The 26228-nt window shown below is 70.3% G+C and carries 23 protein-coding genes and 1 pseudogene; 16 read left to right on the top strand and 8 right to left on the bottom strand.

Annotated features, from left to right (window positions below; translation table 11 throughout):
* Positions 1 to 439: 439 nt before the first annotated feature.
* On the bottom strand, positions 440 to 1066 hold the full coding sequence (locus JIX56_RS17900) for a hypothetical protein (protein ID WP_257541917.1): 627 nt from the start codon (positions 1064 to 1066) through the stop codon (positions 440 to 442).
* A gap of 62 nt (positions 1067 to 1128) precedes the next feature.
* Entirely contained in the window at positions 1129 to 3954 is a 2826-nt protein-coding gene (locus tag JIX56_RS17895) for a LuxR C-terminal-related transcriptional regulator (protein WP_443031836.1), read from the bottom strand.
* Between the two features lie 368 nt (positions 3955 to 4322).
* Between JIX56_RS17895 and JIX56_RS17890 the strand changes: the two genes are divergently transcribed.
* The gene (locus tag JIX56_RS17890; protein WP_257541913.1) at positions 4323 to 5102 is read left to right on the top strand and encodes a hypothetical protein; all 780 of its coding nucleotides are present in this window, start codon (positions 4323 to 4325) and stop codon (positions 5100 to 5102) included.
* A 206-nt stretch (positions 5103 to 5308) separates the two neighbouring features.
* Here the strand turns inward: JIX56_RS17890 and JIX56_RS17885 are convergent, their stop codons facing one another.
* Positions 5309 to 5629 carry an AzlD domain-containing protein gene (locus JIX56_RS17885; RefSeq protein WP_257541911.1) on the bottom strand — a complete coding sequence of 107 codons (321 nt, stop codon included), beginning with the start codon at positions 5627 to 5629 and terminating at the stop codon, positions 5309 to 5311.
* Between the two features lie 111 nt (positions 5630 to 5740).
* Positions 5741 to 5944, bottom strand: a complete 204-nt coding sequence (locus JIX56_RS17880; protein WP_003992177.1) for a cold-shock protein — start codon at positions 5942 to 5944, stop codon at positions 5741 to 5743.
* Between the two features lie 380 nt (positions 5945 to 6324).
* On the opposite strand from JIX56_RS17880, the gene JIX56_RS17875 reads away from it, so the two are divergent.
* From JIX56_RS17875 to JIX56_RS17855, 5 genes are all read left to right on the top strand, one after another.
* Positions 6325 to 7170 (top strand): menaquinone biosynthetic enzyme MqnA/MqnD family protein, encoded by an 846-nt coding sequence (locus tag JIX56_RS17875; protein WP_257541909.1) that lies wholly within the window; start codon positions 6325 to 6327, stop codon positions 7168 to 7170.
* A 230-nt stretch (positions 7171 to 7400) separates the two neighbouring features.
* A complete protein-coding gene (locus tag JIX56_RS17870; protein WP_257541907.1) occupies positions 7401 to 9422 on the top strand; it encodes a serine/threonine-protein kinase in 2022 nt (673 codons plus the stop codon).
* 213 nt (positions 9423 to 9635) lie between these two features.
* The gene (locus tag JIX56_RS17865) at positions 9636 to 10448 is read left to right on the top strand and encodes a prepilin peptidase (protein ID WP_257541905.1); all 813 of its coding nucleotides are present in this window, start codon (positions 9636 to 9638) and stop codon (positions 10446 to 10448) included.
* A gap of 147 nt (positions 10449 to 10595) precedes the next feature.
* On the top strand, positions 10596 to 11795 hold the full coding sequence (mqnC, locus tag JIX56_RS17860; RefSeq protein WP_257541903.1) for a cyclic dehypoxanthinyl futalosine synthase: 1200 nt from the start codon (positions 10596 to 10598) through the stop codon (positions 11793 to 11795).
* A 7-nt stretch (positions 11796 to 11802) separates the two neighbouring features.
* A complete protein-coding gene (locus JIX56_RS17855) occupies positions 11803 to 12252 on the top strand; it encodes a hypothetical protein (protein WP_257541901.1) in 450 nt (149 codons plus the stop codon).
* Positions 12253 to 12336: 84 nt separating this feature from the next.
* Here JIX56_RS17855 and JIX56_RS17850 read toward each other — a convergent pair whose 3' ends face one another.
* A complete protein-coding gene (locus tag JIX56_RS17850; RefSeq protein WP_257541900.1) occupies positions 12337 to 13320 on the bottom strand; it encodes a chitinase in 984 nt (327 codons plus the stop codon).
* 248 nt (positions 13321 to 13568) lie between these two features.
* On the opposite strand from JIX56_RS17850, the gene JIX56_RS17845 reads away from it, so the two are divergent.
* The 4 genes and pseudogenes from JIX56_RS17845 to JIX56_RS17835 all read left to right on the top strand — a co-directional run bounded on the left by JIX56_RS17845 (position 13569) and on the right by JIX56_RS17835 (position 17009).
* The gene (locus JIX56_RS17845) at positions 13569 to 13964 is read left to right on the top strand and encodes a hypothetical protein (RefSeq protein ID WP_257551554.1); all 396 of its coding nucleotides are present in this window, start codon (positions 13569 to 13571) and stop codon (positions 13962 to 13964) included.
* Between the two features lie 162 nt (positions 13965 to 14126).
* Positions 14127 to 14825: a demethylmenaquinone methyltransferase gene (locus JIX56_RS17840; protein WP_257541898.1), complete on the top strand. Its 699-nt coding sequence runs from the start codon at positions 14127 to 14129 to the stop codon at positions 14823 to 14825.
* 123 nt (positions 14826 to 14948) lie between these two features.
* Positions 14949 to 15032, top strand: a pseudogene (locus JIX56_RS48035) (zinc-ribbon domain-containing protein); the annotation flags it as partial.
* Between the two features lie 276 nt (positions 15033 to 15308).
* On the top strand, positions 15309 to 17009 hold the full coding sequence (locus JIX56_RS17835; RefSeq protein ID WP_257541896.1) for a zinc ribbon domain-containing protein: 1701 nt from the start codon (positions 15309 to 15311) through the stop codon (positions 17007 to 17009).
* A gap of 174 nt (positions 17010 to 17183) precedes the next feature.
* On the opposite strand, the gene JIX56_RS17830 is transcribed toward JIX56_RS17835, so the two are convergent.
* Both JIX56_RS17830 and JIX56_RS17825 read right to left on the bottom strand, forming a co-directional pair.
* On the bottom strand, positions 17184 to 17507 hold the full coding sequence (locus tag JIX56_RS17830; RefSeq protein ID WP_257541894.1) for a PASTA domain-containing protein: 324 nt from the start codon (positions 17505 to 17507) through the stop codon (positions 17184 to 17186).
* Between the two features lie 142 nt (positions 17508 to 17649).
* On the bottom strand, positions 17650 to 18156 hold the full coding sequence (locus tag JIX56_RS17825) for a GNAT family N-acetyltransferase (RefSeq protein WP_257541892.1): 507 nt from the start codon (positions 18154 to 18156) through the stop codon (positions 17650 to 17652).
* 148 nt (positions 18157 to 18304) lie between these two features.
* On the opposite strand from JIX56_RS17825, the gene JIX56_RS17820 reads away from it, so the two are divergent.
* Together JIX56_RS17820 and JIX56_RS17815 are read left to right on the top strand one after the other, a co-directional pair.
* Positions 18305 to 19597 carry a geranylgeranyl reductase family protein gene (locus JIX56_RS17820; RefSeq protein WP_257541890.1) on the top strand — a complete coding sequence of 431 codons (1293 nt, stop codon included), beginning with the start codon at positions 18305 to 18307 and terminating at the stop codon, positions 19595 to 19597.
* Positions 19598 to 19681: 84 nt separating this feature from the next.
* Positions 19682 to 21535 carry a hydroxysqualene dehydroxylase gene (locus tag JIX56_RS17815; RefSeq protein ID WP_257541888.1) on the top strand — a complete coding sequence of 618 codons (1854 nt, stop codon included), beginning with the start codon at positions 19682 to 19684 and terminating at the stop codon, positions 21533 to 21535.
* A gap of 127 nt (positions 21536 to 21662) precedes the next feature.
* On the opposite strand, the gene JIX56_RS17810 is transcribed toward JIX56_RS17815, so the two are convergent.
* Positions 21663 to 22499 carry a C40 family peptidase gene (locus tag JIX56_RS17810; protein WP_257541886.1) on the bottom strand — a complete coding sequence of 279 codons (837 nt, stop codon included), beginning with the start codon at positions 22497 to 22499 and terminating at the stop codon, positions 21663 to 21665.
* Positions 22500 to 23213: 714 nt separating this feature from the next.
* Between JIX56_RS17810 and JIX56_RS17805 the strand changes: the two genes are divergently transcribed.
* The 4 genes from JIX56_RS17805 to JIX56_RS17790 are packed head-to-tail and all read left to right on the top strand — an operon-like array spanning position 23214 to position 26228.
* Positions 23214 to 23573: an NADH-quinone oxidoreductase subunit A gene (locus JIX56_RS17805; RefSeq protein ID WP_009310323.1), complete on the top strand. Its 360-nt coding sequence runs from the start codon at positions 23214 to 23216 to the stop codon at positions 23571 to 23573.
* A gap of 14 nt (positions 23574 to 23587) precedes the next feature.
* Positions 23588 to 24142, top strand: coding sequence for a NuoB/complex I 20 kDa subunit family protein (locus tag JIX56_RS17800; protein ID WP_010041554.1), 555 nt, complete (start codon positions 23588 to 23590; stop codon positions 24140 to 24142).
* Positions 24139 to 24900 carry an NADH-quinone oxidoreductase subunit C gene (locus JIX56_RS17795; RefSeq protein ID WP_257541884.1) on the top strand — a complete coding sequence of 254 codons (762 nt, stop codon included), beginning with the start codon at positions 24139 to 24141 and terminating at the stop codon, positions 24898 to 24900. The genes JIX56_RS17800 and JIX56_RS17795 overlap by 4 nt, the downstream gene beginning before the upstream one ends.
* Positions 24897 to 26228 (top strand): NADH-quinone oxidoreductase subunit D, encoded by a 1332-nt coding sequence (locus JIX56_RS17790; protein ID WP_257541882.1) that lies wholly within the window; start codon positions 24897 to 24899, stop codon positions 26226 to 26228. Before JIX56_RS17795 ends, JIX56_RS17790 begins: the two co-directional genes overlap by 4 nt.

The following is a 26228-nucleotide window of genomic DNA, read 5'->3' as shown; positions in this document are numbered from 1 at the left end:
ACAACGGCCGTAGCCCGGCACCGCACTACCCAGTAGCCGCCCACGGCGGTGGAGCCTCAACGAGGGAAGGCGTCCCGAAGAACGCTCGTCCGAAGGGCGGTCCTTCTTCTCCGCACATGATGACCGACGGCCCGACCCGGCGACACCTCTCGCATTGGCGTGAGATGGGCCGATTGTGGGGGTCCACCCGAACGGGCCGCTATTCGCTAACGTCCTGGTCAACCGGCGATGCGATCGCTACCCAGGTCGCTAACGTTAGCGGTCCCGCCGCTACCGATAGCAGCAACTCGGGCCCGTCGCCGGGCCGTCTGTGGGCCGTCCGAGGGTGGCCAGTGACGACAGGCGACGACAGCAAGTGCCCAGCTCATTGGCGGGCCACGGAGCAACTCCGCAGCCCGCCAAGGGGGTTGTTCAGTTCCAGTACCAGCCCGTAAGAGCGTCAGGACGTGGGCTCGTCCAGCTGCGGCTCCAGCAGCACCTCGGTCACGCTCACGCCCTTGGAGGCGCCGAACGTCTCGACCATCACTCCGAGGTAGGTGCCGGTCACCTCCAGAGCAGCGCGGTCGTCCCCCAAGCGCAGGTCGAGCCTTGCCCGGGGCGCGCCCCCCTGGTCCGGCATGCGGTGGATCCGCGCCGCCGGGTAGCGCAGGCTCGTCAGCTTCGCCTGCACCGCCTCGTAGGTGGTCGTGTCCATGCCCGAGAACGCCTTGCTGATGCGCAGTGCGTTCCGGTCGGCGACGCACTGCTCGGTGGCGTCCAGCGGCACCGGATCGTAGGGGTCCGTCGGCACCGGATCGATCGGATCGACCGACGTGGTCTCGGTGGCGGAAGGCGCCGCCAACTCACCGCTGTCCTCGACGTCCGGGGCACAGATCTGCCAGAAGAGGTCTTGCATCTCGAAGAACCGGAACTCCGCGTCGTCGCTCGCCGCGGCGACGCCGACCGTGGAGGTCTGAGCAGCCGTGGCGCTCTGCGCGCCGAGGCCGCCCAGGACGACGGCGCCCCCGAGCGCGGCCGCCAGCAAGGACTTCGGAAGGAAGTGCTTCGCAAGGAAATTCGGTCTCATGCCTGAACCATGCCGGTCACCCGCGACCGCCCACATGAGTACCCGTACTCAATCCACCAGACTCAATCCACCAGGTCAGCCGCCGTGAGCAACCGCGTCAGGTCCGTCCGCGACCGGACGTGCAACTTTCGGTAGATGCGGGTGAGATGGGCCTCGACCGTCTTCCGGGACACGAACAGCGACGCCGCCGCCTCCGTGTTGTTGAGGCCGCGTGCGATCGCCCGTGACACCTGGAACTCCTGGGGTGTCAGCTGGTCGAGCACCCCGCCCATGCGGCCGGCGGGACGAGCCGGACCACCGGCGGCACCACCCGTCCCACCAGTCCCAGCGGTCCCACCCGTTCCACCCGTTCCACCCGCCACGGAGTGGCCCGCCGTGCTCACCATCCCCCCGGCCGCCGCCAATTCACTCGCCGCCCGCCGGGCCCACGGCACCGCCCCCAGCCGTTCGAAGCAGGCCAGGGCGGAGGACAAGGGGGCGCGGGCGGCACCCGGCCGCCGGTACCTGCGCAGCACCTCGGCCGAGCAGAGCAGCGTCCGGGCCCAGTCGAACGGCCCTGTCGTCCGCTGATGGGCCTTCAACGCGGCCCCGAAGTACGTCTCCGCCTCCTCCGGTGTCTCCGCCAGCAGACCCCGTACCCGGGCCGCCGCGGCCTCCGCCGACGCGAGCCCCGTCTCCCGCGCCCGCTCCTCCAGCCACCCGACCACTTCACCCGCCCGCGCCGCGTTCCCTGCCCGTACGTGCGCCTCGGCCAGGTCCGCCGCGAACGGAACCACCTCCGGATTGCCGATGCCCTGCTCGATCGCCAGTGACAACGTTTGCTCCAGCTGGTCGGTGGCCGCGTCGTGGTCCCCGTACGCGAGGGCCGACAGTCCCAGCACCGCCGTCATGTGGAACTCCTGGCAGCCGATCCCGTACGCCCCGCACTCCCGCCGCGCCCGCGCCACATGCTCCTCGCACTCGACGCGGTCGCCGCGCAGGGCCTCCAGCCGGGCCAGGCAGTAGAGGGCGTAGCTCACGCAGGTCAGCTGGCCCAGTTCCTCCGCCCAGCGCAGGGCCTCCGTCAAGTCGCCGCGCGCGGAGGCCCATTGGCCGATACGGGTCTCCAGCTCACCCCGTACCGCGAGCGTGAAGCCCAGCACCCCCACCGCGCTGTGCTGCCGCGCCGACTCCACCGCCGTGTTGAGCAGCCGGCGTCCGCGGACGAACTCCTCCGCGCGGCTCCAGGCCTGGCCGGCGATCGCGTAGACCTGCTGGTCGCGGACGGGGTCGCCGCCGGTGCCGTGGCGGTCGGCGGCCTCCAGCATCTCGCGGCCCTCGGCGGTACGGCCGGACATGACCAGGGCGCCGCCGAGGAGGGTGAGGCTGTACCAGCGTTCGGGTCCGGACTCGGTGGCGAGGGCCAGGGACTCCTCGGCCACGCGTACGGCCGCGGGGACGTGGCCGTCGAGGCGGGCCGCCGCCGTCGCTTCGGCGAGGAGCAGGCAGGCGCGGGTGGGGTCGGTGTCGCGTACGGCATCGGCGGCGTTCATGAGGAGGCCGTACGCCTGCGCCGTCTCGCCCTTCCAGGTGTACATCCGGCCCAGCAGGCCCTGGATGACGGCGCGCATCGCCGGGTCGGGGGTGATCCGCAGCGCCTCCTCGCACCACTGCGGCCCCGCCGGGGAGCCGCTGAGCAGGGCGTCGGAGGCGGCGTGGTGGAGGCGGTCGGCGCGGGGGGCCGGGTCGGGGGTGAGTTCGGCCGCGCGGCGCCAGGCGAGGGCCGACTCCCCGAAGGCGCTGCGCCTACGGGCCTCCAGCGCGGCTTCGGCGAGCGCGGCCGCCGCTTCCTCGTCGGGGCCGGGGGTCGCGGACGCCCGGTACCAGGCGTGCAACGGGCCCGTACTCACCTCCGCCAGCGCCTGGAACGCGGCGTACCGGTGCGCGATGGGCGCACGGCCCAGCACCAGCGCGCGCAGCACCGGGTGATGGAAGTCCAGCCCGTCCGCCGTCGCCGTGATCAGGCCGTCCTCCTCGGCGGGGGAGAGGGCGTCGAGGGAGAGCCCGGCCGCCTCCAGGGCCTTGCGCAGGGGGCCGGCCGCCGTCGAACGGCTCGCGGCCAGGACGACCAGCGCGCGGCGGACGGGGTCGGACAGACCGTCGATACGGGTCGCCCAGGCACGCTCCAGATGGCTGCCGAGGGAGGGTGGATCGAGCAACGGCCGTTCCCCACGCGCCTGTTCGTCCGTCAGCCCGCTCGCTATCTCGCGCAGGGCGAGCGGATTGCCACCGCTGATGCGTACCAGATCGGCCAGTACGTTGGGGGTCACGCTGCCGTCCAGCAGAGTGGCGCACTCCTCCGGTGCCAGCCCGCCCACCTGCACGGTGGGGATACTGCGGCGCGGGCCCGACTCGCCGTGGTCCTCGCGGGAACCGAGGGCCAGGGCGACCCGCTCACTCGACAGACGGCGGGCGACGAAGAGAAGGACGCGCTGGGAGGAGGGGTCCACCCAGTGCAGGTCGTCGACGATGACGACGACCGGGCGTTCGTCGCCGAGCGCCGCGAGGACGTTCAGGGCACCCATACAGGCGGCGTACGGATTGCCCGGCAGGTCCGCCGGGTCGCCGCTCAGGGCGAGGCAGGACTCCAGGGCCGAGCGCTGGGCTCCGGGGAGTTCCCTGAAAAGGGATGAATGGGGCATCAGTAGGTCGCCGAGGGTGGCGAAGGGGAGTACGGTCTCGGTCTCGATGCCCCGGGCGCGCAGGACCGTGGCCGGGGCCGCGCCGGAGCTCCCGGCCGCCGCCCGCTCCGCCGCGTAGTCCAGCAGGGCGGTCTTCCCGATGCCGGGCTCACCCCACAGCAGCAGTGCGGCCCCTCCCGCCCCACCCGCCACGAGCAGGTCGTCCATCAGCCGGCGTTCCCGCTCCCGACCGACGAGTCCCCGTAACAATGCGCCACCTCCTGGTGTCCGCCTGCGCCCGTCCCCGCCCGTCCCCGCCCGTCCCCCGCCCGTCCATCATGCCCGTAGGGGGAGAGGTCAGGGGAGATGTAGGGACTTCCCGGAAGCGAGGGGGGTCGCCCCGGGCCTTCAATGGTCTCGCGGAACAGCACCACAAGGGATCGCAACAACGGGGGACCGCAACAGGGGATCCCGGCAAGGGAATCCAAGGGAAACCAAGGGAAACCAACGGGGGAATCCACGGGGAACCAAGGAAACCAGGGGCACCAAGGGAAATCAGGGGAATGAACCAGGTCGCGGAACTAGGGGGACGGCCCATGCCGGCATCCGTGGGACGCGGGGATCTCACCTCAGCATCCGACCGGCTCGACTCGGTCGAGATCAAGGTGACGTTCTCGGGTGCGGGCGCGGCCGCCGCGACTTGGGCGCTGGCGCCGGACACCGGGGGAGCCCGGCGCCGCGTCTACTTCTGTGAGGCCCTCGCCCGCTCCACGGCGCCAGGTCAACTGCCGCTTCTGGATGCGGGGTTGATCCTGCGCCTACGGGCGGGGAGCGGGCGGGGCGGGGCCGTGACCGCGGAATTACGGCCCTGTCGCCGGTCCCGGCTCTCGGAACGATGGCTGAGCTTCCGTGAGCAGGGACCGGATTCCTTCCACCTGGCGGACGCCTGGGCCGGCGACCGCCGTGTCCTGTCCGCCACGCTCGTCTCCGACTGCGGCCGTACGGCGGTGGAGGCCGCCGCCACCGGCACCAAGCCGCTGGAACTCGTCTTCTCCGACCGCCAGCGCGCGTTCCTCACGGAGTGCGCCGACATCGACGTCGGCTACGGCTCACTCGACGTCCTCGGCCCCGTCCACCTGGTCCGCTGGCCCGGCGTCCGTCTCGACCACCACGAAGTCACCCTGGAACGCTGGACTGTGGCCGGCGACCAGTCCCTTGAGTGGCTGGAGGTGTCCAAGCGGGTCGCCCCCGAGGGCGCGGAGGTTGTGCAGGCCTCCCTCACGGCCCTCCTGAAGGGGAAGGGTCTCGAACCGGACCTGGGTTCGGGCATACGTGTGCGGCGGGTGCTGGAGGAACTGGTCGCGGGCGGCGTCTGAGACCAGAGGGCCTGTGCTTCGGCTCCGGGTCCGTGGTGGCTGGTCGCGAGGTCCCCCGAGCCCGTTCAGGGCGAAAACAGGCTCCAGCGGCAGCGCGCCCCAAAGGGGCGCGGGGCTGCATCACTGTGCGGCTCCGCCGCGTGAGCGCGACTAGCCACGACGAACCCACAGCCGATCGACGGCACGCGCCCACACCGACGGCCCGCTCAGCCCACCCCCACCGCCCTCAGCACCGCCGCAGTCGCCGCCGCCCCCAGCACCACCACCACGAACGGCGCCCTCCGCCACGCCAGCAGCCCGCCGACCAGTACCCCGGCCGGGCGGGCCCACCCGGCGAAGCCGCCGTCCTCGGTCAGGGCGCCCGCGGCCAGCAGTGCCACCAGGAGCACCACGGCGGCTCCGGCCGGCAACTCCCGTACGCGTACGTCGAACTCGGGCCCGGGACTACATGTCGTACCGGGGGACGTGCCGCGCTCGTACGAGGCGCTGGCGCCCGGGACGGCGTTCGTGCTGATGATGCAGCACACCTGAAAAGGCTCCGGGCCGTTGCGGTGGGCAAAGGCAGGAGCCCCTGCGCCGAATGGCGAGGGGCTCCTTGGGTACTGCTCTCAGACGTCGTCAGAGGGGCATCCCTCGGATCAGACGGGGGTGACGTTCTCCGCCTGCGGGCCCTTCGGGCCCTGGGTCACGTCGAAGGAGACCTGCTGGTTCTCCTCCAGCGAACGGAAGCCGCTCGCATTGATGGCGGAGTAGTGAACGAAGACGTCGGGGCCGCCGCCTTCCTGGGCGATGAAGCCAAAGCCCTTTTCGGCGTTGAACCACTTCACGGTTCCGGTAGCCATAAGCCCTCCTTGGGCCCAAAGGGTTGCCCTGCTCCAGAACCCTGCAAGTGTGAAAACAAGATGCCGCACAACTGCATACGTCTGAAAACGACGAGAGCCCGCGGTCACATGCTCCGCAGGCTCTGTACTGCAAGGGAAACCAAACTGCAACTTGCGGGCGAGCCTAGCACGCACGCAGGGGAATGCAATAGAGGGCAAGATCACGTCACCCGGATGTTTGGGTCGCTCGGGATCGGGGTTGACGCGAGGCCTCTTCTTCACCACCAGCGCCACTGACGACACGCCGCCGAACGTATTGACAGGGGGTGTACGTCCGGTTTAACGGACCCCTCTCGGCCCCCGGAGGCCGCACCGTACCCCATGAGGGTTAGCCTCGCGATGTGGACAATTCTCGCAACCGGCCGCGCGTCGGGCACATCCAGTTCCTGAACTGCCTGCCCCTGTACTGGGGGCTCGCGAGAACGGGCACGCTCCTCGACTTCGAGCTCACCAAGGACACCCCGGAGAAGCTCAGCGAGCAACTGGTGCGCGGGGACCTCGACATCGGGCCCATCACGCTCGTCGAGTTCCTGCGCAACGCGGACGACCTGGTCGCCTTCCCCGACATCGCGGTCGGCTGCGACGGGCCGGTGATGTCGTGCGTCCTCGTCTCCCAGGTGCCACTCGACCGCCTGGACGGCGCACGCGTCGCCCTGGGCTCCACCTCACGCACCTCCGTACGCCTCGCGCAGTTGCTGCTGGCCGAGAGCGTCGGCGTACAACCGTCGTACTACACCTGCCCGCCCGACCTCTCGCTGATGATGCAGGAGGCGGAGGCGGCGGTGCTCATCGGCGACGCGGCGCTGCGCGCCAACCTCCTCGACGGCCCGAACTTCGGTCTTGAGGTGCACGATCTGGGCGCCATGTGGAAGGCCTGGACGGGGCTGCCGTTCGTCTTCGCGGTGTGGGCGGCGCGGCGCGACTACCTGGAGCGCGAGCCCGACGTCACCCGCAAGGTCCACGAGGCGTTCCTGGCCTCCCGCGACCTGTCCCTGGCCGAGGTCGGCAAGGTCGCCGAACAGGCGGCCCGCTGGGAGGCCTTCGACGAGCGGGTCCTGGAGCGGTACTTCACCACCCTCGACTTCCGCTTCGGCGGGCCTCAGCTGGCGGCGGTCGCCGAGTTCGCGCGCCTGGTCGGACCGACCACCGGATTCCCGGCGGACGTGAAGGTGGACCTCCTTTCCTGACCCTTTCCCGACCCCTCCCTCTTCCCGACCCCTCCCTCTTCCCGGCCACTCCCACCAGAAGTCCCCACCAACTCGCCAGAAATTCATTTGACGCATTCCGCGTCGTGTGGCAATGGCCGCCGACGTTCGCATTCCCATTCGGGCGTACGGCACTACGCTGCTGGGGAGCCGTGCGTCGTGGAGTTCGTACGGGGGAACGTACGGCGTGACGTACGGGGGAGGTGTCGCCCATGCAACCGCTCGATGTCGGCGAACCCACGGTCGTGGGGCCCTACCGGCTCCTCGGCCGGCTGGGGTCCGGCGGGATGGGCCGCGTCTATCTGGGGCGCAGCGCGGGCGGCCGCACCGTCGCCGTCAAGGTCGTGCACCCGCACTTCGCCCTGGACGAGGAGTTCCGCGCCCGCTTCCGCCGCGAAGTCGACGCGGCCCGCCGGGTCGGCGGCGCCTGGACGGCCCCCGTCCTCGACGCGGACCCGGAGGCCTCGGTCCCGTGGGTGGCGACGGGTTACGCGGCGGGCCCCTCCCTCGCCGGGGCGATCGCGGACGGCGGCCCGCTGCCCCCGCACTCCGTACGCGTACTGGGCGCGGGCCTCGCGGAAGCGCTGTCGGCGGTCCACGCGCTGGGCCTGGTCCACCGGGACGTCAAGCCGTCGAACGTCCTGCTGACCGTGGACGGCCCCCTCCTCATCGACTTCGGCATCGCGCGCGCCACGGACGGCACGGCGTCCCTCACCTCCACCGGAGTATCGATCGGCTCCCCCGGCTACATGTCGCCCGAGCAGATCCTCGGCAAGGGCGTCACCGGCGCGGCGGACGTCTTCTCCCTCGGCGCGGTGCTCGCGTACGCGGCAACGGGCCAATCCCCTTTCCCCGGCGACTCCTCCGCCGCCCTCCTCTACAAGGTCGTCCACGAAGAGCCCCAACTGGACGGCCTGGAGGGGGACCTTCGGGACCTGGTCGAGCACTGCCTGTCCAAGGAACCCACCGCCCGCCCGGCCCCGGACGAGGTCGCCCGCACCCTGGCCCCCCAGGGCGCGGCCCGCCTGGTCGCGGCGGGCTGGCTGCCGGGCCCCCTGGTGGAACAGGTCGGCCGAAGCGCGGTGCAACTGCTGAACCTGGACGCGGGGGAGGGGGTCCGTTCCGGACCGGTGGGGTTCAGCAGCCCGTCGGTGTCGGCGGGGGATCCGGTGGCGGCGACGCCGAATGCTGTGGGGGCGGGCTCGACAGGCGGCGCGGAGGGAGTGGCTGGGACTGCGGGGGGCGTTGAGGCGGCGGGGGTGTCTGGCGCTGCTGGGACGACTGATACTGCCGGGGTGTCTGGTGCCATCGGGATCAGTGGCGCGGCGGGGGTGTCTGGTGCTACCGGGACAGGCGGCGCGGCGGGAGTGGCCGGGACGTCCGGGGTGGCTGGCTGGGCCGGGGCGAAGGCCGAAGTCCCGGCCGGGACCGGGGTGTTCGGCCCGCCGCCGGTGATGTCGCCTCAGGCGCCGCCCATGACGCCCGGGACCGCGCCGCCCGGGACCGCGCCGCCTGTGACGCCTGTGACGCCCGCGCCGCCCATGACACACGTGCCGGGGCAACGGGCCGACGCCGTGGTGGCGGACACGGTGCCGCCGGTCTCGCCGTCTCCGTCATCGGCGTCGCCGGGCAAGTTGTCGCTGAGCGTGGCGGCGACGTCGACGACCGACGCGAACGGGCGTGGCCGGAGGGTGAGTTGCTCGGTCGCGCTGGCGGTAGCGGGGGCGTTCGCGGTGGTGAGCCTGGGTTCGGTGTTCGGGTTCGGGATGCTGGGGGGCGACGAAGACAACGGCGCTGACGCGGCCGGCCCGGGACCGTCGGTGAGCACGAGCCCGACCGACGGGACCCAGGACTCGGAGCTGCCGGGCGACGCGAAGGGCGACGTACCGAAGAAGTACCTCGGCACCTGGGAGGGCGACGGCTACGCCCTCGACGGCAACCTCCCGGCAGGCACGTTCCACGTAACCGTCGAACAGGCGGCGGTTGGGGACGAGTTGGGTACGTTCCGCTCCGTTGATCTCCTCGGTGGCGCCTGCGACGACAAGCTCGTCCTCAAGAAGGTCACCCAGGACCACATCGTCGCCACGAGCATCGCCGACACCAAGAACAACCCCAAAACCTGCACCAAGAACACCCACGAGATCACCCTCACCCCCGTCGGCAACGAACTCCAGTACACGTCGAACAACGCGGCCGCAGGCGACCCGACGTCCCGCATGGCAAAGGTGAAGTAAGGCGGGCGGGCGGGTCGTTCGTCTGCGGTTGGGTGTGGGCCACTCGTGCAGTTCCCCGCGCCCTGAAAGGGGCGCGGGGAACTGCACGAGAAGCCCCACCGGACCCGCAGCTGGGGGTCGAAGGGGCGCAGCCCCTGGGGATGGGAATGGGTAGGGGCGGCGGGGGCGAAAACAATCCAGCCCCCCACGCCCCCCTCCTCATAGGCTGCCCACGTGGACCTCGACCCCTGGCTCATCGCCCTCACCCTCACCGCCGCGCTGTGGGGCGCAGCCACAGGCACCCTCCTCCCCCGCCCCGCCTACCGCTTCACGGTCGACGAAGAATCCCCCTGGCAACACGCATGCCCCACCGGCCACCACATCACCGGCATGGCATCCGGCTGGCTGGGCCCCGCCCGCTGCACACCCCCCACCACCACCACCGCCACCCCCACCCCCACCACCACCCCCACCCCCACCACCACACCCACCCCCACCTGCACCTACGGCCCCCACACCCCCACCGTCGCCACAACCACCGCCCTGGTCTGCGCCACCCTCGCCCTGACCACCGGCCCCCGCCCCGAACTGGCCGTCTGGCTCCTCCTCGCCCCCCTCGGCGTCCTCCTCGCCCTCGTGGACCTCAAGGCACAACGCCTCCCGGACCCCCTGACCCTCCCCTTCGCAGGCCTGACCCTCACCCTGCTGGGCGCGGCGGCGTTCGTACCCGAACACGCGGGCCAGTGGCGTACGGCGGCCTACGGCGCACTCGCCCTCGGCGGCTTCTACTTCCTCTTCTTCCTGATCAGACCCGTGGCCCTGGGCTTCGGCGACGTGAAACTGGCCCTCGGCCTCGGCGCGGCCCTCGGCTGGTACGGCTGGGGCGCGCTCTACCTCGGCACCTTCGCCGGCGCCCTCATCGGCAGCGCGTACACCCTGCTCCTGGCGGCCCGGCGCCGAGCCGTACGCGGACAAATGATCGCGCTCGGCCCATTCATGATCGCCGGAGCGTACGTGGGCCTACTCCTGGAGGCGTACGCGGCGTGAGGTGCCCCACCCCGCCCCGCCCCACCCCAGGCCCTCCGACCCCCGCCCCCGGAGTTATCCACAGGCGCGCGGGCTGACGTCGGCCGATCCGAACCCCTGGCGTAGGCTGGCCTGGTCCGTTCAACCCTTACGAAAGGGACGCTCCCGGTGACCGAGAAGGCCGACCTCCAGTCCGTTCTCGACCGTGCCGCAGAGGGTGGGCGGATCACTCCAGAGGAGGCGCTCGACCTCTACCGCGACGCCCCGCTGCACGCGCTCGGCGCCGCCGCCGACGCCGTACGCAAGCGGCGGTACGCGGGCACGGAGCACATCGCGACGTACATCATCGAGCGGAACATCAACTACACGAACGTATGCGTGACGGCGTGCAAGTTCTGCGCGTTCTACGCCCCGCCGAAGGCCACGGACAAGGGCTGGACGCGCGATCTCGACGACATCCTGCGCCGCTGCGCGGAGACCGTCGAGCTGGGCGGCACGCAGATCATGTTCCAGGGCGGCCACCACCCGGACTACGGGGTGGAGTACTACGAGAAGCACTTCGCCGCCATCAAGGAGGCGTTCCCGCAGCTGGTCATCCACTCCCTCGGCGCGTCCGAGGTCGAGCACATGGCCCGTATCTCGAAGGTGAGCGTGGAGGAGGCCATCCAGCGCATCCACGCGGCCGGTCTCGACTCCTTCGCGGGCGCCGGCGCGGAGCTGCTTCCCGCGCGCCCCCGCAAGGCCATCGCGCCCCTCAAGGAGTCCGGCGAGCGCTGGCTGGAGATCATGGAGGCCGCGCACAACCTGGGCGTGGAGTCCACGTCCACGATGCTGATGGGCACCGGCGAGACCAACGCCGAGCGCATCGAGCACCTGCGCATGATCCGTGACGTACAGGACCGGACGGGCGGCTTCCGGGCCTTCATCCCGTACACCTACCAGCCCGAGAACAACCACCTCAAGGGCCGTACGCAGGCCACGCTCTTCGAGTACCTGCGCATGATCGCCATCGCCCGGCTCTTCATGGACAACATCGCCCACATCCAGGGCTCCTGGCTCACCACCGGCAAGGAGGTCGGCCAACTCTCCCTGCACTACGGCGCGGACGACCTCGGCTCGATCATGCTGGAGGAGAACGTCGTCTCCTCCGCCGGCGCCAAGCACCGCTCCAACCGCCTGGAGATCATCGACCTGATCCGCAAGGCCGGCCGCGTCCCCGCCCAGCGCACCACGACGTACGAGCACATCGTCGTCCATGACGACCCGGCGAACGACCCTGTCGACGAGCGCGTCATGTCCCACATCTCGTCCACGGCCATCGAGGGCGGCACGGCCCACCCCGAGTTGAAGCTGCTGAGCGCCAACTAGGCCGCACATGCTGACCATTCACGCCGCCGACGAGGTGCGGTACACATGGGACGACCCCGAGCCGATCAAGGACGGGGCCGTCGCCGTCGAGGGCATCCGGGTCCATGCCGTGGGCCCGCTGGCGCAGATCCAGGAGCGGTTCCCGGCCGCCCGCGTCCGGCGGTGGCCCGGTGTCCTGGGGCCCGCGCACATCCACGAGGGCCCGTTGCCGGATGCGCCGACACCCCGTGAACGTATCCACGAGGTGCTCAAGTCGGGCGCGGTCGCGGTGCTGGAAGAGCACGCCAACACCCCCGAACTCCGCGCCGCCGCCCAGCGGAACGACGTAGTCGTGCTCCCTCGCCCCCGCCCCACGGCCATCATCGACACCGGCCGAGCCGACCTCGCCGTCCTCGACGACTCCGGCACGTGCATCGCCACGGTGTGCGCGGGCCGCTTGGTGCATCGCCGCCGCTGAGAGCAGCGCCCCTTCAGGGGCGCGGGGATCTGCGCGACCAGCCACATACAACCCGCAGCCCGCCGACGACAGAACCCCCCACTCTCATCCCGAGAACGCCTCCCCGAACGCCCCGTCCTCCTGATCAACCCCGCTGCACACCGTCAACGCATCCTCCGCGGACGAGTCGTCCCCACACTCCTGATCCCGGAACGTCGCCCACATCGACACCCAGGCAACCCCCTTCTCCTCCGCGAACTTCCGCACCTGCGCCGCGTCCTCCAACGTGAACGTCTCGTTGTCGACGTCATTGACACCCAGCATCGAGGTCAACGCCAACGCCCCCCACGCCGTGGAGCCACTCGTGCCGAAGATGTCCATCAACTGCTCGTGCGTCGCCTCGGCCGCCTGCTCCGCGTAGTCGCCCATGTCACCGTCGTACGAGCTGGCGTAGTTCATGGTCATGATGTTGACCGTGGTGACCTGGACCGCGTTGTCGTTGGCCGAGTCGAGCAGGGCCACGCCGTCGTCGTCGAGGCCGGACGGCATGACGGGGAGGGTGAAGGAGACGGAGAGGCCGGGGCGGTCCTTCTGGAGGAGCGCGATCGCCTCGGAGCGCAGGCCGACGGAGTCGGAGTCCTTCAGCGCGTCGCCCTCGACGTCGAAGTCGGCCTCGGTCGAGCCGGCCGCGTCGAGCGCCGCACCGTACGCCTCGGCGAGCTCGGACGCGCTGTCGCAGGCCTCCGCCAACTCCGCTCCCGAGGCGCCGCCGAACGAGACCCGCACCGACGCCCCGGATGCGGTGAGCGCCGAGATCCGGGACTTCACCGCCGAGTCGTCGATCGCCTGCGTCCCGTTCCACGCGGGCGTGCACGCGTCGCCGTCGGCGATCACGAACGCCAGGTTGTACGCGGCGGCGGACCCGGCGTCGTCGAGGTCGGAGGCGTCCGTGGCGTTCACGTAGGGCGCGTACGTCGTGGCCGGGCCGCTGGGCGTGGACGCGGACTCCTTGGTCTTCGTGGTGCAGCCCGCGCAGGCCAGGACCACCATGCATATCAGTCCGGCGGCCGGTTTCAGGGAATTCCTCACGGTACTCACGATGGAAATGAATCACACCCGGCTGTGCTTCATGTGTGCTTCCTGAAGATTGCAGAAGGCGCGCTAATCGGACAAACGTGCCCCTCCGGGCGGGATGTATCCCCTCAAAAGCAAGCTGCGCGGCTTCGCAGTCGTTCGTGGAATTTCTAAGGGAATGGGCAGGTCAAGGAGATTCTCATGGGCGTCTCACAAGAGAAGCTGGGAATTGGCCAAATAAAGGCCGCCTAATATCCGGGGATATGCAATCCGAGTCCGCCAACGAAAACTTCTCCCCCGAGGCCGTGTACAGGGGGTCGGCAGAGGACGGCCCCGTGTTCGTCGACAACTCCGGGCGCCGCGCGAGACCGCTGCGCCGCTGCGGCACGCTGCTCGGGGTCGTCTGCCTCGGTTACGCCGTAGTGCTCGGCATGGCGTTCATGGGCTGGGGCATCTCCGAGTCCCCGTCCGAACTGTTCCCCTTCGCTGGAGGCGGCGGCCAGTCCGGCGCACCGGGCGGCGGCGGCACCGGCCCCCAGCCCCAGGGCGGCGTGGCCCCCGAGGGCATCCCCTTGGGCGCCGCCGACGGAGCCCCCGGCGGCACCCCGCCCTCCGGCGCCCCCACCGCCGTACCGTCCCCGTCCGCGTCCGCCAACTGACGGGAGCGCACCACCTCATGAGCACGACGACACCCGCGCGCCGAGGCCGCCGACGCGCCCCCTCCAAGCTTCAACGCGCCACCGGCAAGGCCGCCGCCCTCCAGAAAGACGGTGGGCGGGCCGGACGCGGGTGCGTCCGGCCCGTACTGCCACAATGGGCCCGTGACCCGCGCATCCCTGGACAAGCAGCCGCACGAAGTCGCCTCGATGTTCGACCGAGTGGCGAAACGGTACGACCTGACCAACGACGTGCTGTCCCTCGGACAGGACCGGCGCTGGCGCAAGGAGGTCGCGCGGGCGGTGGACGCCCGTCCCGCCCAGAAGATCCTGGATCTGGCGGCCGGCACGGGCACGTCCTCGCTGCCCTTCGCGCAGACCGGCGCCTACGTCGTGCCGTGCGACTTCTCCCTCGGCATGCTCCAGGTCGGCAAGGAGCGCACTTCCTGGCTGCCGTTCACGGCGGGCGACGCGACGAAACTGCCGTTCAGGGACGACACCTTCGATGCGGTGACCATCTCCTTCGGCCTCAGGAACGTGCAGGACACCGACACCGCGCTGCGTGAGCTGTACCGGGTGACCAAGCCCGGCGGCCGCGTCGTGATCTGCGAGTTCTCCCACCCGACCTGGACGCCGTTCCGGACCGTCTACACCGAGTACCTGATGCGCGCGCTGCCGCCCGCCGCCCGCGCGGTGTCGTCCAACCCGGACGCGTACGTCTACCTCGCCGAGTCCATCCGCGCCTGGCCCGACCAGGCGGGCCTCGCCGAGCGGCTCCGCCAGGCCGGCTGGGACAAGGTCGCGTGGCGGAACCTCACGGGTGGGGTCGTCGCACTGCACCGGGGGTTCAAGGTTCCCTCGTAAGAGGGATGTCCCTAAGGGACCCCTGTTGACGGGAACCGGTCAACAGAAAACTACCGTCCGTTGATACGTCAGTACACGCCGGCGCGCGTCTGACCACGTCTCATCACGGCACGAGTTTTCTGGATGACGGAGCGTTCCATGACGTCCTACTGCCCGCACTGCGGAACACCAGGTCCTGACGAGGCGCGCTTCTGCATGACATGCGGACGGGAACGCCTGCCGGTTCCGGCGGCGGGGGCGGGCAGCACAGGAGCCGGGACACCCCCGGCTCCGCCCGGGGCACCACCGTCCACCCCACCGACGGCTCCACCGGCAACTCCGCCCCAGACACCCCCGGCGGCTCCACCGGCAACTCCGCCCCAGACACCCCCGGCGGCTCCACCGGCAACTCCGCCCCAGACACCCCCGGTGGTACCGCCTCAGACACCCCCGGGGGCTCCGGGAACGGCGGCCGTACCCACATTCCCGCCGGGCGCTCCGGGAATGGCCCCACCGGCGCTTCCCCCGGCAGCCCCACCGGGAGCGCCACCCCTCGGCCCACCGCCACCCCCTCCCGCGTACGCCCCCGTCCCCGCCCGCCCCTCACCCGTCGGCGCCTTCTTCGCACGGGCCTTCCGGGGCGACTGGGGCGGCTCCGCGCTGGCCGCGCTCTGGCCGGTCGGCCTCCTCTTCGCCGCCGCCATCGCCCTGGCCATCCCGTCGTACAACCAGGACGACGAGGACCTGGTCGGCTTCGGTGACCGGCTGGGCATCGCCCTCGCCGCCCTTCTCCAGGGCCTCGGCGGCGGCTTCGAGGTCTCCGAACTCAGCGGCGAGTACGCCGGCGACTACCAGTCCGCCGAGGGCGCCGTCACCCTCACCCTGATCCCGCTCACGGTGACCGCCCTGTTCATCGGGGCGCTCTTCATCGGCGTACGGCAGCTCCGTACACGACTGGTGACGCGCGGCGCGTACGGCGGTGTGCCCGGCGGCGCGTACGCCGGTGGGTACGGGGGCGCGTACGCCGGTGCCGCCGCCGGAGGCCACGGGCCGGTGCCGGGTGGCAGCCGTACCGCCGGGCTCGAAGCGGCCGTGCGGGTCACGCTGCTGGTGACGGTCGCCGTACTGCTGCTGGGGCTGTTCGCGCAGCCCGAGGTCATGCTCGCGGAGGTCACGATGTCGCCCTGGCTCGCGGCACTGGGCGCGCTGCTGCTCACCGCCGCCGTCTCGATCGGCCTGCTGCAACGCGACGACCTGGCCGCCTGGCTGGCCGTCCGCCCCGGCCCCCAGGCCCTGTTCCGGGCGACCGGAACGGCCGTACGGGCCCTGGCGATCGTCCTCGCCCTGTGCTCACTCGTCACCTTCGTCGTCCTCGCGGCGAACAACGAGTGGCAGGAGGAATGGGAGGAGGACCTCAACCCGCTCCTCCTCGCCCTGCTCGTCCTCCCCAACCTCGCCGTCAACTTCCTCGGCCTCTCCTGGGGCGCGTCCATCGAGGGCGAGGCGGGCCGTTCGCGATACGAGGACGACACGTCGTACGGCAACGACTCGTCCGGCGACTACGGACTCGTCGAGTCCACTCCCTACGGCGGCTACGAGCGCGAGGCGTTCGGGCTCTCCGAACTGGGCGACGCCGTCAACTCCTGGGCTGTCGTGGGCGCGTTGGCACTCGGCGCGGTCTGCGCCCTGACCCTCGGCGTCCTCGCGGCCCGCCGCTCCTCGGGCCGTGGCGAGCAACTCCTCGCCGCGGGCGTCTTCTCCGGCCTCTTCCTTCTCCTCGCCGGCCTCAGCGGCTTCGGCATGGAGGCCTCCGGCTCCGCCTCGACGGAGTTCGGCAGCGAGTTCTCGGCCGCGGGCCAGGTGGATGTCGGCCTCAACATCCCCGAGGCCCTCCTCTTCAGCCTCCTCTGGATCTTCGGCGCGGCCTTCCTCGCGCCCTACCTGGTCCAGATGACGGGAGCCCGCACGGCCGTCATCCCGCCCCCGATCCCCGCCATGCCGAGCAACGGCCCGGCAGGCTACGGGGTTCCCTCACAGCCTCCGGCCCCGTACGAACCCCCGCTCGTCGAACTGGGCCCCCACCACCTGCCGCCCCCCGAACCCGCCAAGTCCCGCAGCCGGACCCTCGTCTGGACCCTCACGATCGCGGCGGCCTTCGTCGTCGGAGGGGGAGGAGCGGCGGCCATCCTGCTCTGGCAGAGGTAGACGGCGCCTGGCGACAAGAGGCGGAGACCCGCGCCCCTCAAGGGGCGCGGGGAACCGCGTGATCAGCCACGAACGACCCGCAGCCCGCAACGCACCTACGCGACCACCCCGGACCCGGCGCCATCCACCGTCCTACCGAAGACGTCCTACCGAAGACGTCCTACCGAAGACGTCCTACCGAAGAACCGGAAACGGATCTCCCGGCTCATCCAACGCCCTGCGCAACCCGGGCGGAGGCCCACCCCGCCGCGGCTCCCGCACACCCCCACCCTCGTCGCCCAACTCGAACCACACGGTCACCGCGGCCCCGCGCGGCACCTCCACACCCGGTGGCGGGTACTGCCGAACGACGTAGTCCACGACGGTGAGATGGAAGTCGGGCCGGTCGGGCGCGGCGAGGGTCACCCCGCCCGCCTCGGCCGTCTCGCGCGCGTCCACGGCCATCAGACCGACGAACCGTGGCACACGCACTTCGAATGACTTGGGTGTTATGCGCACAGATGTTCACCCCCAGCGGTACCGGCAGGGTAACCGTCGAGCGGCCCCAGCCGGAAGCGCTGAGTGGCAATCTGCGGCAAATGGCTACTCTGTGTGACGAGTTGCCGATATTACGAACGAGCGGCCGACTCGCCGACCGGCGTCACAACGCCAGCCGGTAGCAGTGCCCGACCCGCTGCGTGACCGGCGTCAGGAAGGTCTCCGCCAGCTCCATGCCCAGCCGCCGGGTGACGGCGATGGACCGGTCGTTCCCGGCGTCGACCATGGCGACGACGCTGCCGATGCCCGCCGCCCGCACCCGCTCCAGGGTCTGCATCGCCGCCGCGGTCACATACCCCTTGCCCCAGTGGTCGCGCGCGAGCCGCCAGCCGATCTCGATCTCGCCGGTCGGGCCCCACTCCCGGGGCCACGGCTGGGCGCCGGTGAAGCCGATGGCCCGGCCCTCCTCGTCGAGCATGGTCCACAGACAGAACCCGTGCTCGGCGTCGTGACGGCGCTGGCGCGCGGTGAGCTCCTCGTAGACGGACAGCTCGGCGGACCTCCCGCCGTGGAACTCCATGACGTCGGGATCGTCGAAGATCCGGTGCCAGGCGAAGGCGTCCTCGTCGGTGGGGACGCGCAGCCGTACGTCGGGCAGAGCTCGGTTCACAGGGGCAGCCCTTCAGCCGTTGATCGGTACCGCTGAATAGACTGCCCATGTCCGACGCCTGTCGGCACACGTTTTCTGGTCTTCCGGATGTCTGGTCTTCCGGTGGACCTCTGCTTCGATCCTTCTACTTCTTTGGGGAGAACCCGTCGTGACCGAGCCCCAGCCCCTTACCGAACACACCGCCGATGTGATCGTCGTCGGGGCCGGGCCAGCCGGTTCCACCACCGCGTACTACCTGGCGAAGGCCGGGCTCGACGTGCTGCTCCTGGAGAAGACCAGCTTCCCGAGGGAGAAGGTCTGCGGCGACGGCCTCACGCCGCGCGCCACCAAGCAGTTGGTGTCGATGGGCATCGACATCTCGGAAGAGGCCGGCTGGCTCCGCAACAAGGGCCTGCGGATCATCGGCGGCGGCGTCCGACTCCAGCTCGACTGGCCGGAACTCGCCTCGTACCCGGACTACGGACTCGTCCGCAAGCGCGACGACTTCGACGAGCAACTCGCCCGCCAGGCCCAGAAGGCGGGCGCCCGGCTGTACGAGCGCTGCAACGTGGGCGCGCCCGTCATCGACGACCGCACCGGCCGTATCACCGGTGTCCACGCCAAGCTCGGCGACGAGAAGCGCGAAGTCACCTTCCACGCCCCGCTGGTCGTGGCCGCCGACGGCAACTCCACCCGCCTCTCCCTCGCGATGGGCCTGCACCGCCGCGAGGACCGCCCGATGGGCGTCGCCGTCCGTACGTACTTCACCTCCCCGCGCCACGACGACGACTACCTGGAGTCCTGGCTGGAACTCTGGGACAAGCGGGGCCCGGGCGAGGACCGCCTGCTGCCCGGCTACGGCTGGATCTTCGGCATGGGCGACGGCACGTCCAACGTCGGTCTGGGCGTCCTCAACACCTCCGCCTCCTTCAAGGAGCTGGACTGGCGCGACGTGCTGAAGGCCTGGTGCGCGTCCATGCCCCAGGAGTGGGGCTACACCCCCGAGAACATGACCGGCCCCATCCGCGGCGCCGCCCTCCCGATGGCCTTCAACCGCCAACCCCACTACACCAAGGGCCTGCTGCTCGTCGGCGACGCCGGCGGCATGGTGAACCCCTTCAACGGCGAGGGCATCGCCTACGCCATGGAATCCGGCCAGATCGCCGCCGACGTCATCGTCCAGGCCCACGCCCGCGCCACCCCCGGCCAGCGCGAACTCGCCCTCCAGCGCTACCCGCAGGTCCTCAAGGACACCTTCGGCGGCTACTACACGATGGGCCGCGCCTTCGTGAAGCTCATCGGCAATCCGAAGATCATGAAGCTCGCCACGCAGCGGGGGCTGACCCACCCGCTCCTGATGAAGTTCACCCTGAAGATGCTGGCCAACCTCACCGACCCCACCGGCGGCGACGCGATGGACCGCATCATCAACGGGCTGAGCAAGGTGGCCCCGAAGGCGTAGGCCCCGGGCATGGTGTGAGGGTGCTGTGCGCGACGAGGGCGTCACCTTCCGTCGCGTCGCGCACCTCCCTACCCTCCGGTGCCCATGACCACAGAACGCACTGCCGAGCCCCAGGCGACTGCCGGGCCCCAGGCGCACGACGGCCACACCCGCAGACGCTTCCTCGCGAACACCGGCGCCACGGCCGTCGTAGGCGCCGCCGCCGGTCTCGCTTTAGGAGCCGCCCCGCCCGCCGCCGCGGCTCCCGCCGCCGGAGGCAAACGCGTAGCCGTCCTCGGCGGCGGTGTCTCCGGTCTCAGCGCCGCCCACGAACTCGCCGAACGCGGCTACGCCGTCACCGTCTACGAGTACTACGACGTCCTCGGCGGCAAGGCCCGCTCGATGGACGTCCCCGGAACGGGGGAGGGCGGCCGCAAGCCCCTCCCCGCCGAACACGGTTTCCGCTTCTTCCCCGGCTTCTACCGGAACCTGCCGGACACCATGCGCCGCATCCCCTTCCCCGGCAACGCCGACGGCGTCCGCGGCAACCTCCGCACCGGCACCGAGGCCCTCTTCGCCCGCGCCGACGGCCGCCCCGACCTGCACTTCCCCCTCCGCCGTGTCACCACCCCGCCCGCCCCCGGCGACCTCACCCCGACCTGGATCCGCGACCAGCTGCTCTCGGTCCTCGACCTCGGCACCCGCCTCCCCGCCCACGAGGTCGCCTACTTCGCGGGCCGTGTCCTCGTCCACCTCACCAGCTGCGACGCCCGCCGCGAGGACCAGTGGGAGAAGACCAGCTGGTGGGAGTTCATCCGCGCCGGACAGATGAGCCAGGAGTACCGGACCGTCCTCGGCGTCGGCCAGACCCGCAACCTCGTCGCCACCCGCGCCGAGGTCGCCTCCACCCGCACGGTCGGCCGCGTCATCATCGAGGCCCTCCTGCTGTGGGGCCTCCTCGGCCGGGGCATGGACGGCGACGCCGACATCGACCGCGTCCTCAACGCCCCCACCAGCGAGGCCTGGATCGACCCCTGGGTCACCCATCTCCGCTCACTGGGCGTCGAGTTCGCGACGAGCACCCAGGTACGGGAGGTTCTGTACGCATCCGGCCGGGTCACCGGCGTACGCGTCTCCGCGCCCGACGGCACCGACGTACGCACCGTCACCGCCGACCACTACATCTCCGCCCTGCCCGTCGAACACGCCCGCCCCACCTGGGGACCCGCCCTGCGCGCCGCCGACCCGCAACTCGCCCGGTGCGACGCGCTGGAGACGGACTGGATGGTCGGGATCATGTTCTATCTGCGCACGCCCACCCCCGTCGTGCACGGCCACATCAACTGCCTCGACTCGCCCTGGTCGGTCACCGCGATCGGCCAGGCCCAGTTCTGGGACGTACGGGACTTTCCGGCCGACTACGGCGACGGGCGCGCCCGCGACTGCCTCTCGGCCATCGTCTCGGAGTGGGACAAACCGGGGATCCTGTACGGCAAGACGGCCCGGGAGTGCACACGGGAGGAAGTCGTCGCCGAGTGCTGGGCGCAGCTCAAGGACGCCCTCAACGACTCCGGGAAGACCACGCTCACGGACGAGGACCGGCTCGGCTGGTTCATGGACCCGGCGGTGACCGGCCTCGGCGGCCCCGACCCGCGGAACCGCGAACAGCTCCTCGTCCACCCCACGGGAACGCTCTACAACCGGCCCTCGGCCCGCACGGCGATCCCGAACTTCTTCCTCGCGGGCGACTACGTCCGCACCGACGTCGACCTGGCGACGATGGAGGGCGCCAACGAGTCCGCGCGCCTGGCCGTCAACGCGCTCCTCGACGCGGACGAATCGGACGCCGAGCGCTGTGAGATCCAGGAGCTGTACCGGCCCCCGGAGATGGAACCCCTGAAACGGGTCGACGAGACCCGCTACCGGCTCGGCCTGCCCAACACCTTCGACCTGGGGTGAGAGGCGCCCCGCGGGCCCCCTGAGGCCCGCTGCGAGGGCAGCCCGGAGGGCCGCTGTCCCCACCGGGAGAGCGGCCCTCTCGAAAAGCGCCTGGGCACCGCGTCCGGTGACCGCGCCTGTGCGTGGCTCAGAGCACGCGCACCGCACCCGTCGCCGGGTAGCCGGAGAGATCCTGGATGACGACGCCCTTGGAGGGGTTCGCCGCGTCGAGGTACTGGCCGTTTCCGACGTAGACACCCACGTGGTACGCGGAGCCCTTCGAGCCCCAGTACAGGATGTCGCCGACCTGGAGGTTCGACAGGGAGACCTCGGTGCCCTGCATCGACTGGTCCTGCGAGACCCGGGGGAGGTCCACGCCGACCTGCTTGAACGCGGCCTGGACCAGCGAGGAGCAGTCCCACGCGTTGGGGCCCGTGGCACCCAGGACGTACGCGTCGCCGAGCTGCGCCTTGAGGAAGTCGATGACCGTGCCGACGCTGCCACTGGCGGGCGCCGTGGTCGTGGTCGTCGTCGACGAGTCGGACGATGTGAGGGTGGTCCGCTCACTGTCCCGCGAGGCACGCTCGGCGGCGGCCTTGCGCTCGGCCTCCTCGGCGGCCTTCTTCCGGGCCTCTTCCTTCTTCGCCTTGGCGAGGTCCTTCTCGGCCTGCTTGGCCGCCTCTTCGGCGGCCGCTTCACGCTCGGCCTGCAGCTGGTAGTCGGCCGCCATCGCCTGCGTGGCGTCCGCGGACTGCGCGGCCTGCGTGGCCAGGTCGGCCGTGAGTGTGGACAGTTCGAGCGTCTGCGTCACCGGCTCCGCGGCGAACGCCGAAGTCGACGCGCCGGCCACTGCCACGGTGCTGAGAACACCACCGGCGACTCCGGCGCGCATCGCGATCGAGGACGCGTTGCGGCGGGGTTTTCGGTGGCTGCGTATGTGAGCGGTGTGGGACATGGGAACAAGCGATACCAGCGACTCCTCCATACCTTCAAGAAACGTGTGCTGCGCCACAGTTGTTCAACAGGGACCCCAAATTCCCTGTGCGTCACTCTTTATTGACGCCGAAACGGACATTGCGGGCGCGACTGATCAAGCCCGTGATCATGCGCTTTCGTGATTACGCCCGAATTGCCCTGCGTTTACCATCGATTGCGCCGAGTGGCCAAGGCCCGTTGATTTGATCTCACTCCGGTGTGGCGCAGGTCACGGAACGGTCACCGATCCGGCCGCGTCTCGCGCGGACCGGCCGTCGTCGGCGCTCGTGAATGTGTGCACGCGTCCACATCCGCCACCGAACCTCCCTCTGAGGCGTGAACGCGGCGCTCTATCAAGCGACCGGGTCCAGCACCAATTTGCATGCAGTGGAACTCTCTTGATATAGAGACGCCCCTCGTGACCAGCGGCGACGAATGAAAATGTCACTTCAGGTGATCAGTCTGGCGCTTCATGTATGAAGATCGACGCTCGTCCGACTTCATGATCCTTCGTCAGGTGGTGGAGATCACAAACTCGGTGCCGCACCCCGTGTCGCAGATCACAGACCCGCAGGCATAGGATGCACGGCAGTTGGGCTTGTGACCTGCTTCACATGTTCGCGATCTTCGCCGGGACCAGCGGGGCTCGTGGGACAGGTGGGGTGGAGAGCAGGACCCACGCAATCCGCCAGCAGTCAGTGCCGACTGAGAGGAGCGAGGAGCGGTGAACGCTTATGCGCCCATCCTCGTACTGGGAGCCCTCGGGGCAGGCTTTGCGATCTTCTCCGTGATCATGGCCACGCTGATCGGCCCGAAGCGCTACAACCGGGCCAAGCTCGAGGCCTACGAGTGCGGGATCGAGCCCACCCCCACGCCGGCCGGCGGCGGGCGCTTCCCCATCAAGTACTACCTGACGGCGATGCTCTTCATCGTCTTCGACATCGAGATCGTCTTCCTCTACCCCTGGGCCGTCACGTTCGACGCCCTGGGTGTTTTCGGGCTCGTGGAGATGCTGCTCTTCGTGCTCACCGTCTTCGTCGCCTACGCGTACGTCTGGCGGCGCGGCGGCCTGGAATGGGACTGAGGGGCCTTTAAGCCATGGGACTCGAAGAAAAGCTGCCGAGCGGTTTCCTGCTGACCACCGTCGAGCAGGCCGCGGGCTGGGTACGCAAGTCGTCCGTCTTCCCCGCCACCTTCGGCCTCGCCTGTTGTGCCATCGAGATGATGACCACGGGTGCGGGGCGCTACGACCTGGCGCGCTTCGGCATGGAGGTGTTCCGCGGCTCGCCGCGCCAGGCGGACCTGATGATCGTCGCCGGCCGGGTCAGCCAGAAGATGGCGCCGGTGCTGCGGCAGGTCTACGACCAGATGCCGAATCCCAAGTGGGTGATCTCCATGGGGGTCTGCGCATCGTCGGGCGGCATGTTCAACAACTACGCGATCGTCCAGGGCGTCGACCACATCGTCCCGGTCGACATCTATCTCCCCGGCTGCCCGCCACGGCCGGAGATGCTGATGGACGCGATCCTCAAGCTCCACCAGAAGATCCAGACGTCCAAGCTCGGCGTGAACGCCGAGGAAGCGGCCCGCGAGGCGGAGGAAGCGGCGCTCAAGGCGCTCCCCACCATCGAGATGAAGGGGCTGCTGCGATGAGCGACACGAACGGCAAGAACGGCGCCACCGGTTCGAACGGGGTGAACCCCGAGAAGGACCTCGCCGCCTCCAACCTCCCCGGCCAGCGCGGCGAGGGCGGTGAGGAGATCCGCGTCCAGCGCGGCATGTTCGGCGCCGACAACGGCGGCGACACCTCCGGCTACGGAGGCCTGGTCCGCTCCATCCGGCTCCCCGGCCCGGCCGGCCGCCCCTACGGCGGCTGGTTCGACGAGGTCGCCGACGAGCTGGAGGGCGCCCTGGAGGAACAGGGCCTCGTCCCGGAGAACGTGATCGACAAGACGGTCGTCGACCGCGGCGAGATCACCTTCCACATCGAACGCGAGTATCTGCCGCGCGTCGCCCGGACCCTCCGCGACGACCCGGCCCTCCGCTTCGAACTGTGCACCGGCGTCTCCGGCGTCCACTACCCCGGGGACAAGGGCCGCGAGCTGCACGCCGTCTACCACCTGCGCTCGATCACCCACAACCGGCTGATCCGCCTGGAGGTCTCCGCCCCCGACGCCGACCCGCACATCCCGTCGCTCGTCCCCGTCTACCCGACCAACGACTGGCACGAGCGCGAGACGTACGACTTCTTCGGCATCGTCTTCGACGGCCACCCCGCGCTGACGCGGATCATGATGCCGGACGACTGGCAGGGCTTCCCGCAGCGCAAGGACTACCCCCTCGGCGGCATCCCCGTCGAGTACAAGGGCGCCCAGATCCCGGCTCCGGACCAGCGGAGGTCGTACTCATGAGCACGCAGCACGCATCAGCCGCTTCGGCGCGCGAGACCACCGAGGGCACCGTATATACGGTCACCGGCGGCGACTGGGACGAGGTCGCCGAGACCGCGGCGAAGTCCGACGACGAGCGCATCATCGTCAACATGGGCCCCCAGCACCCGTCCACCCACGGGGTGCTCCGGCTCATCCTGGAGATCGACGGCGAGACCGTCACCGAGGCCCGCTGCGGCATCGGCTACCTCCACACCGGCATCGAGAAGAACCTCGAGTACCGCACGTGGACGCAGGGCACCACGTTCGTGACGCGCATGGACTACCTGACGCCGTTCTTCAACGAGACGGCGTACTGCCTCGCCGTGGAGAAGCTCCTCGGCATCGAGGACCAGATCCCCGACCGCGCCACGATCATCCGCGTGCTCCTCATGGAGCTGAACCGGCTCTCCTCCCATCTGGTGTGCATCGCCACCGGCGGCATGGAGCTGGGCGCCACCACGATCATGATCTACGGCTTCCGTGATCGTGAACTCATTCTCGACATCTACGAGCTGATCACCGGCCTGCGCATGAACCACGCGTACATCCGGCCTGGCGGACTCGCCCAGGACCTGCCGCCCGGCGCGGTGGACCAGATCCGCGAGTTCGTGAAGAAGATGCAGAAGAACCTTCCCGAGTACGACAAGCTCGCCACCGGGAACCCCATCTTCAAGGCCCGTATGCAGGACGTCGGCTACCTGGACCTCTCCGGCTGCATGGCCCTCGGCGCCACCGGCCCGATCCTCCGCTCCGCCGGCCTCCCGCACGACCTGCGCAAGGCACAGCCGTACTGCGGCTACGAGACGTACGACTTCGACGTCCCGACCGCCGACACCTGCGACTCCTACGGCCGCTTCCTGATCCGCCTCGAAGAGATGCGCCAGTCCCTGCGGATCGTCGAGCAGTGCCTGGACCGGCTGCAGCCCGGCCCGGTCATGGTCGCCGACAAGAAGATCGCCTGGCCCGCCCAGCTCGCCCTGGGACCGGACGGACTCGGCAACTCCCTGGACCACATCAAGAAGATCATGGGCACCTCCATGGAGGCCCTGATCCACCACTTCAAGCTGGTGACCGAGGGCTTCCGCGTCCCGCCGGGACAGGCGTACGCGGCGGTCGAGTCGCCCAAGGGCGAGCTCGGGGTGCACGTCGTGTCCGACGGAGGCACCCGCCCCTTCCGGGTCCACTACCGCGACCCGTCCTTCACCAACCTGCAGGCCATGGCGGCGATGTGCGAGGGCGGCCAGGTCGCCGACGTCATCGTCGCCGTCGCGTCCATCGACCCCGTGATGGGAGGCGTCGACCGGTGA

Origin of the sequence: Streptomyces sp. CA-210063 (genome assembly GCF_024612015.1) — a bacterium.
Lineage (GTDB): Bacteria > Actinomycetota > Actinomycetes > Streptomycetales > Streptomycetaceae > Streptomyces.
The sequence above is the reverse complement of the archived record's forward strand: the minus strand, read 5'-3'. Positions and strand labels throughout refer to the sequence as shown.

What these genes read in the sequence shown, in the direction of transcription:
- JIX56_RS17900 (WP_257541917.1), bottom strand. Translation starts at nt 1,066, where the DNA reads ATGAGACCGAATTTCCTTGCGAAGCACTTCCTTCCGAAGTCCTTGCTG.
- JIX56_RS17895 (WP_443031836.1), bottom strand. Translation starts at nt 3,954, where the DNA reads ATGGACGACCTGCTCGTGGCGGGTGGGGCGGGAGGGGCCGCACTGCTG.
- JIX56_RS17890 (WP_257541913.1), top strand. Translation starts at nt 4,323, where the DNA reads ATGCCGGCATCCGTGGGACGCGGGGATCTCACCTCAGCATCCGACCGG.
- JIX56_RS17880 (WP_003992177.1), bottom strand. Translation starts at nt 5,944, where the DNA reads ATGGCTACCGGAACCGTGAAGTGGTTCAACGCCGAAAAGGGCTTTGGC.
- JIX56_RS17870 (WP_257541907.1), top strand. Translation starts at nt 7,401, where the DNA reads ATGCAACCGCTCGATGTCGGCGAACCCACGGTCGTGGGGCCCTACCGG.
- JIX56_RS17855 (WP_257541901.1), top strand. Translation starts at nt 11,803, where the DNA reads ATGCTGACCATTCACGCCGCCGACGAGGTGCGGTACACATGGGACGAC.
- JIX56_RS17845 (WP_257551554.1), top strand. Translation starts at nt 13,569, where the DNA reads ATGCAATCCGAGTCCGCCAACGAAAACTTCTCCCCCGAGGCCGTGTAC.
- JIX56_RS17835 (WP_257541896.1), top strand. Translation starts at nt 15,309, where the DNA reads ATGGCCCCACCGGCGCTTCCCCCGGCAGCCCCACCGGGAGCGCCACCC.
- JIX56_RS17815 (WP_257541888.1), top strand. Translation starts at nt 19,682, where the DNA reads ATGACCACAGAACGCACTGCCGAGCCCCAGGCGACTGCCGGGCCCCAG.
- JIX56_RS17810 (WP_257541886.1), bottom strand. Translation starts at nt 22,499, where the DNA reads ATGGAGGAGTCGCTGGTATCGCTTGTTCCCATGTCCCACACCGCTCAC.
- JIX56_RS17800 (WP_010041554.1), top strand. Translation starts at nt 23,588, where the DNA reads ATGGGACTCGAAGAAAAGCTGCCGAGCGGTTTCCTGCTGACCACCGTC.
- JIX56_RS17795 (WP_257541884.1), top strand. Translation starts at nt 24,139, where the DNA reads ATGAGCGACACGAACGGCAAGAACGGCGCCACCGGTTCGAACGGGGTG.
- JIX56_RS17790 (WP_257541882.1), top strand. Translation starts at nt 24,897, where the DNA reads ATGAGCACGCAGCACGCATCAGCCGCTTCGGCGCGCGAGACCACCGAG.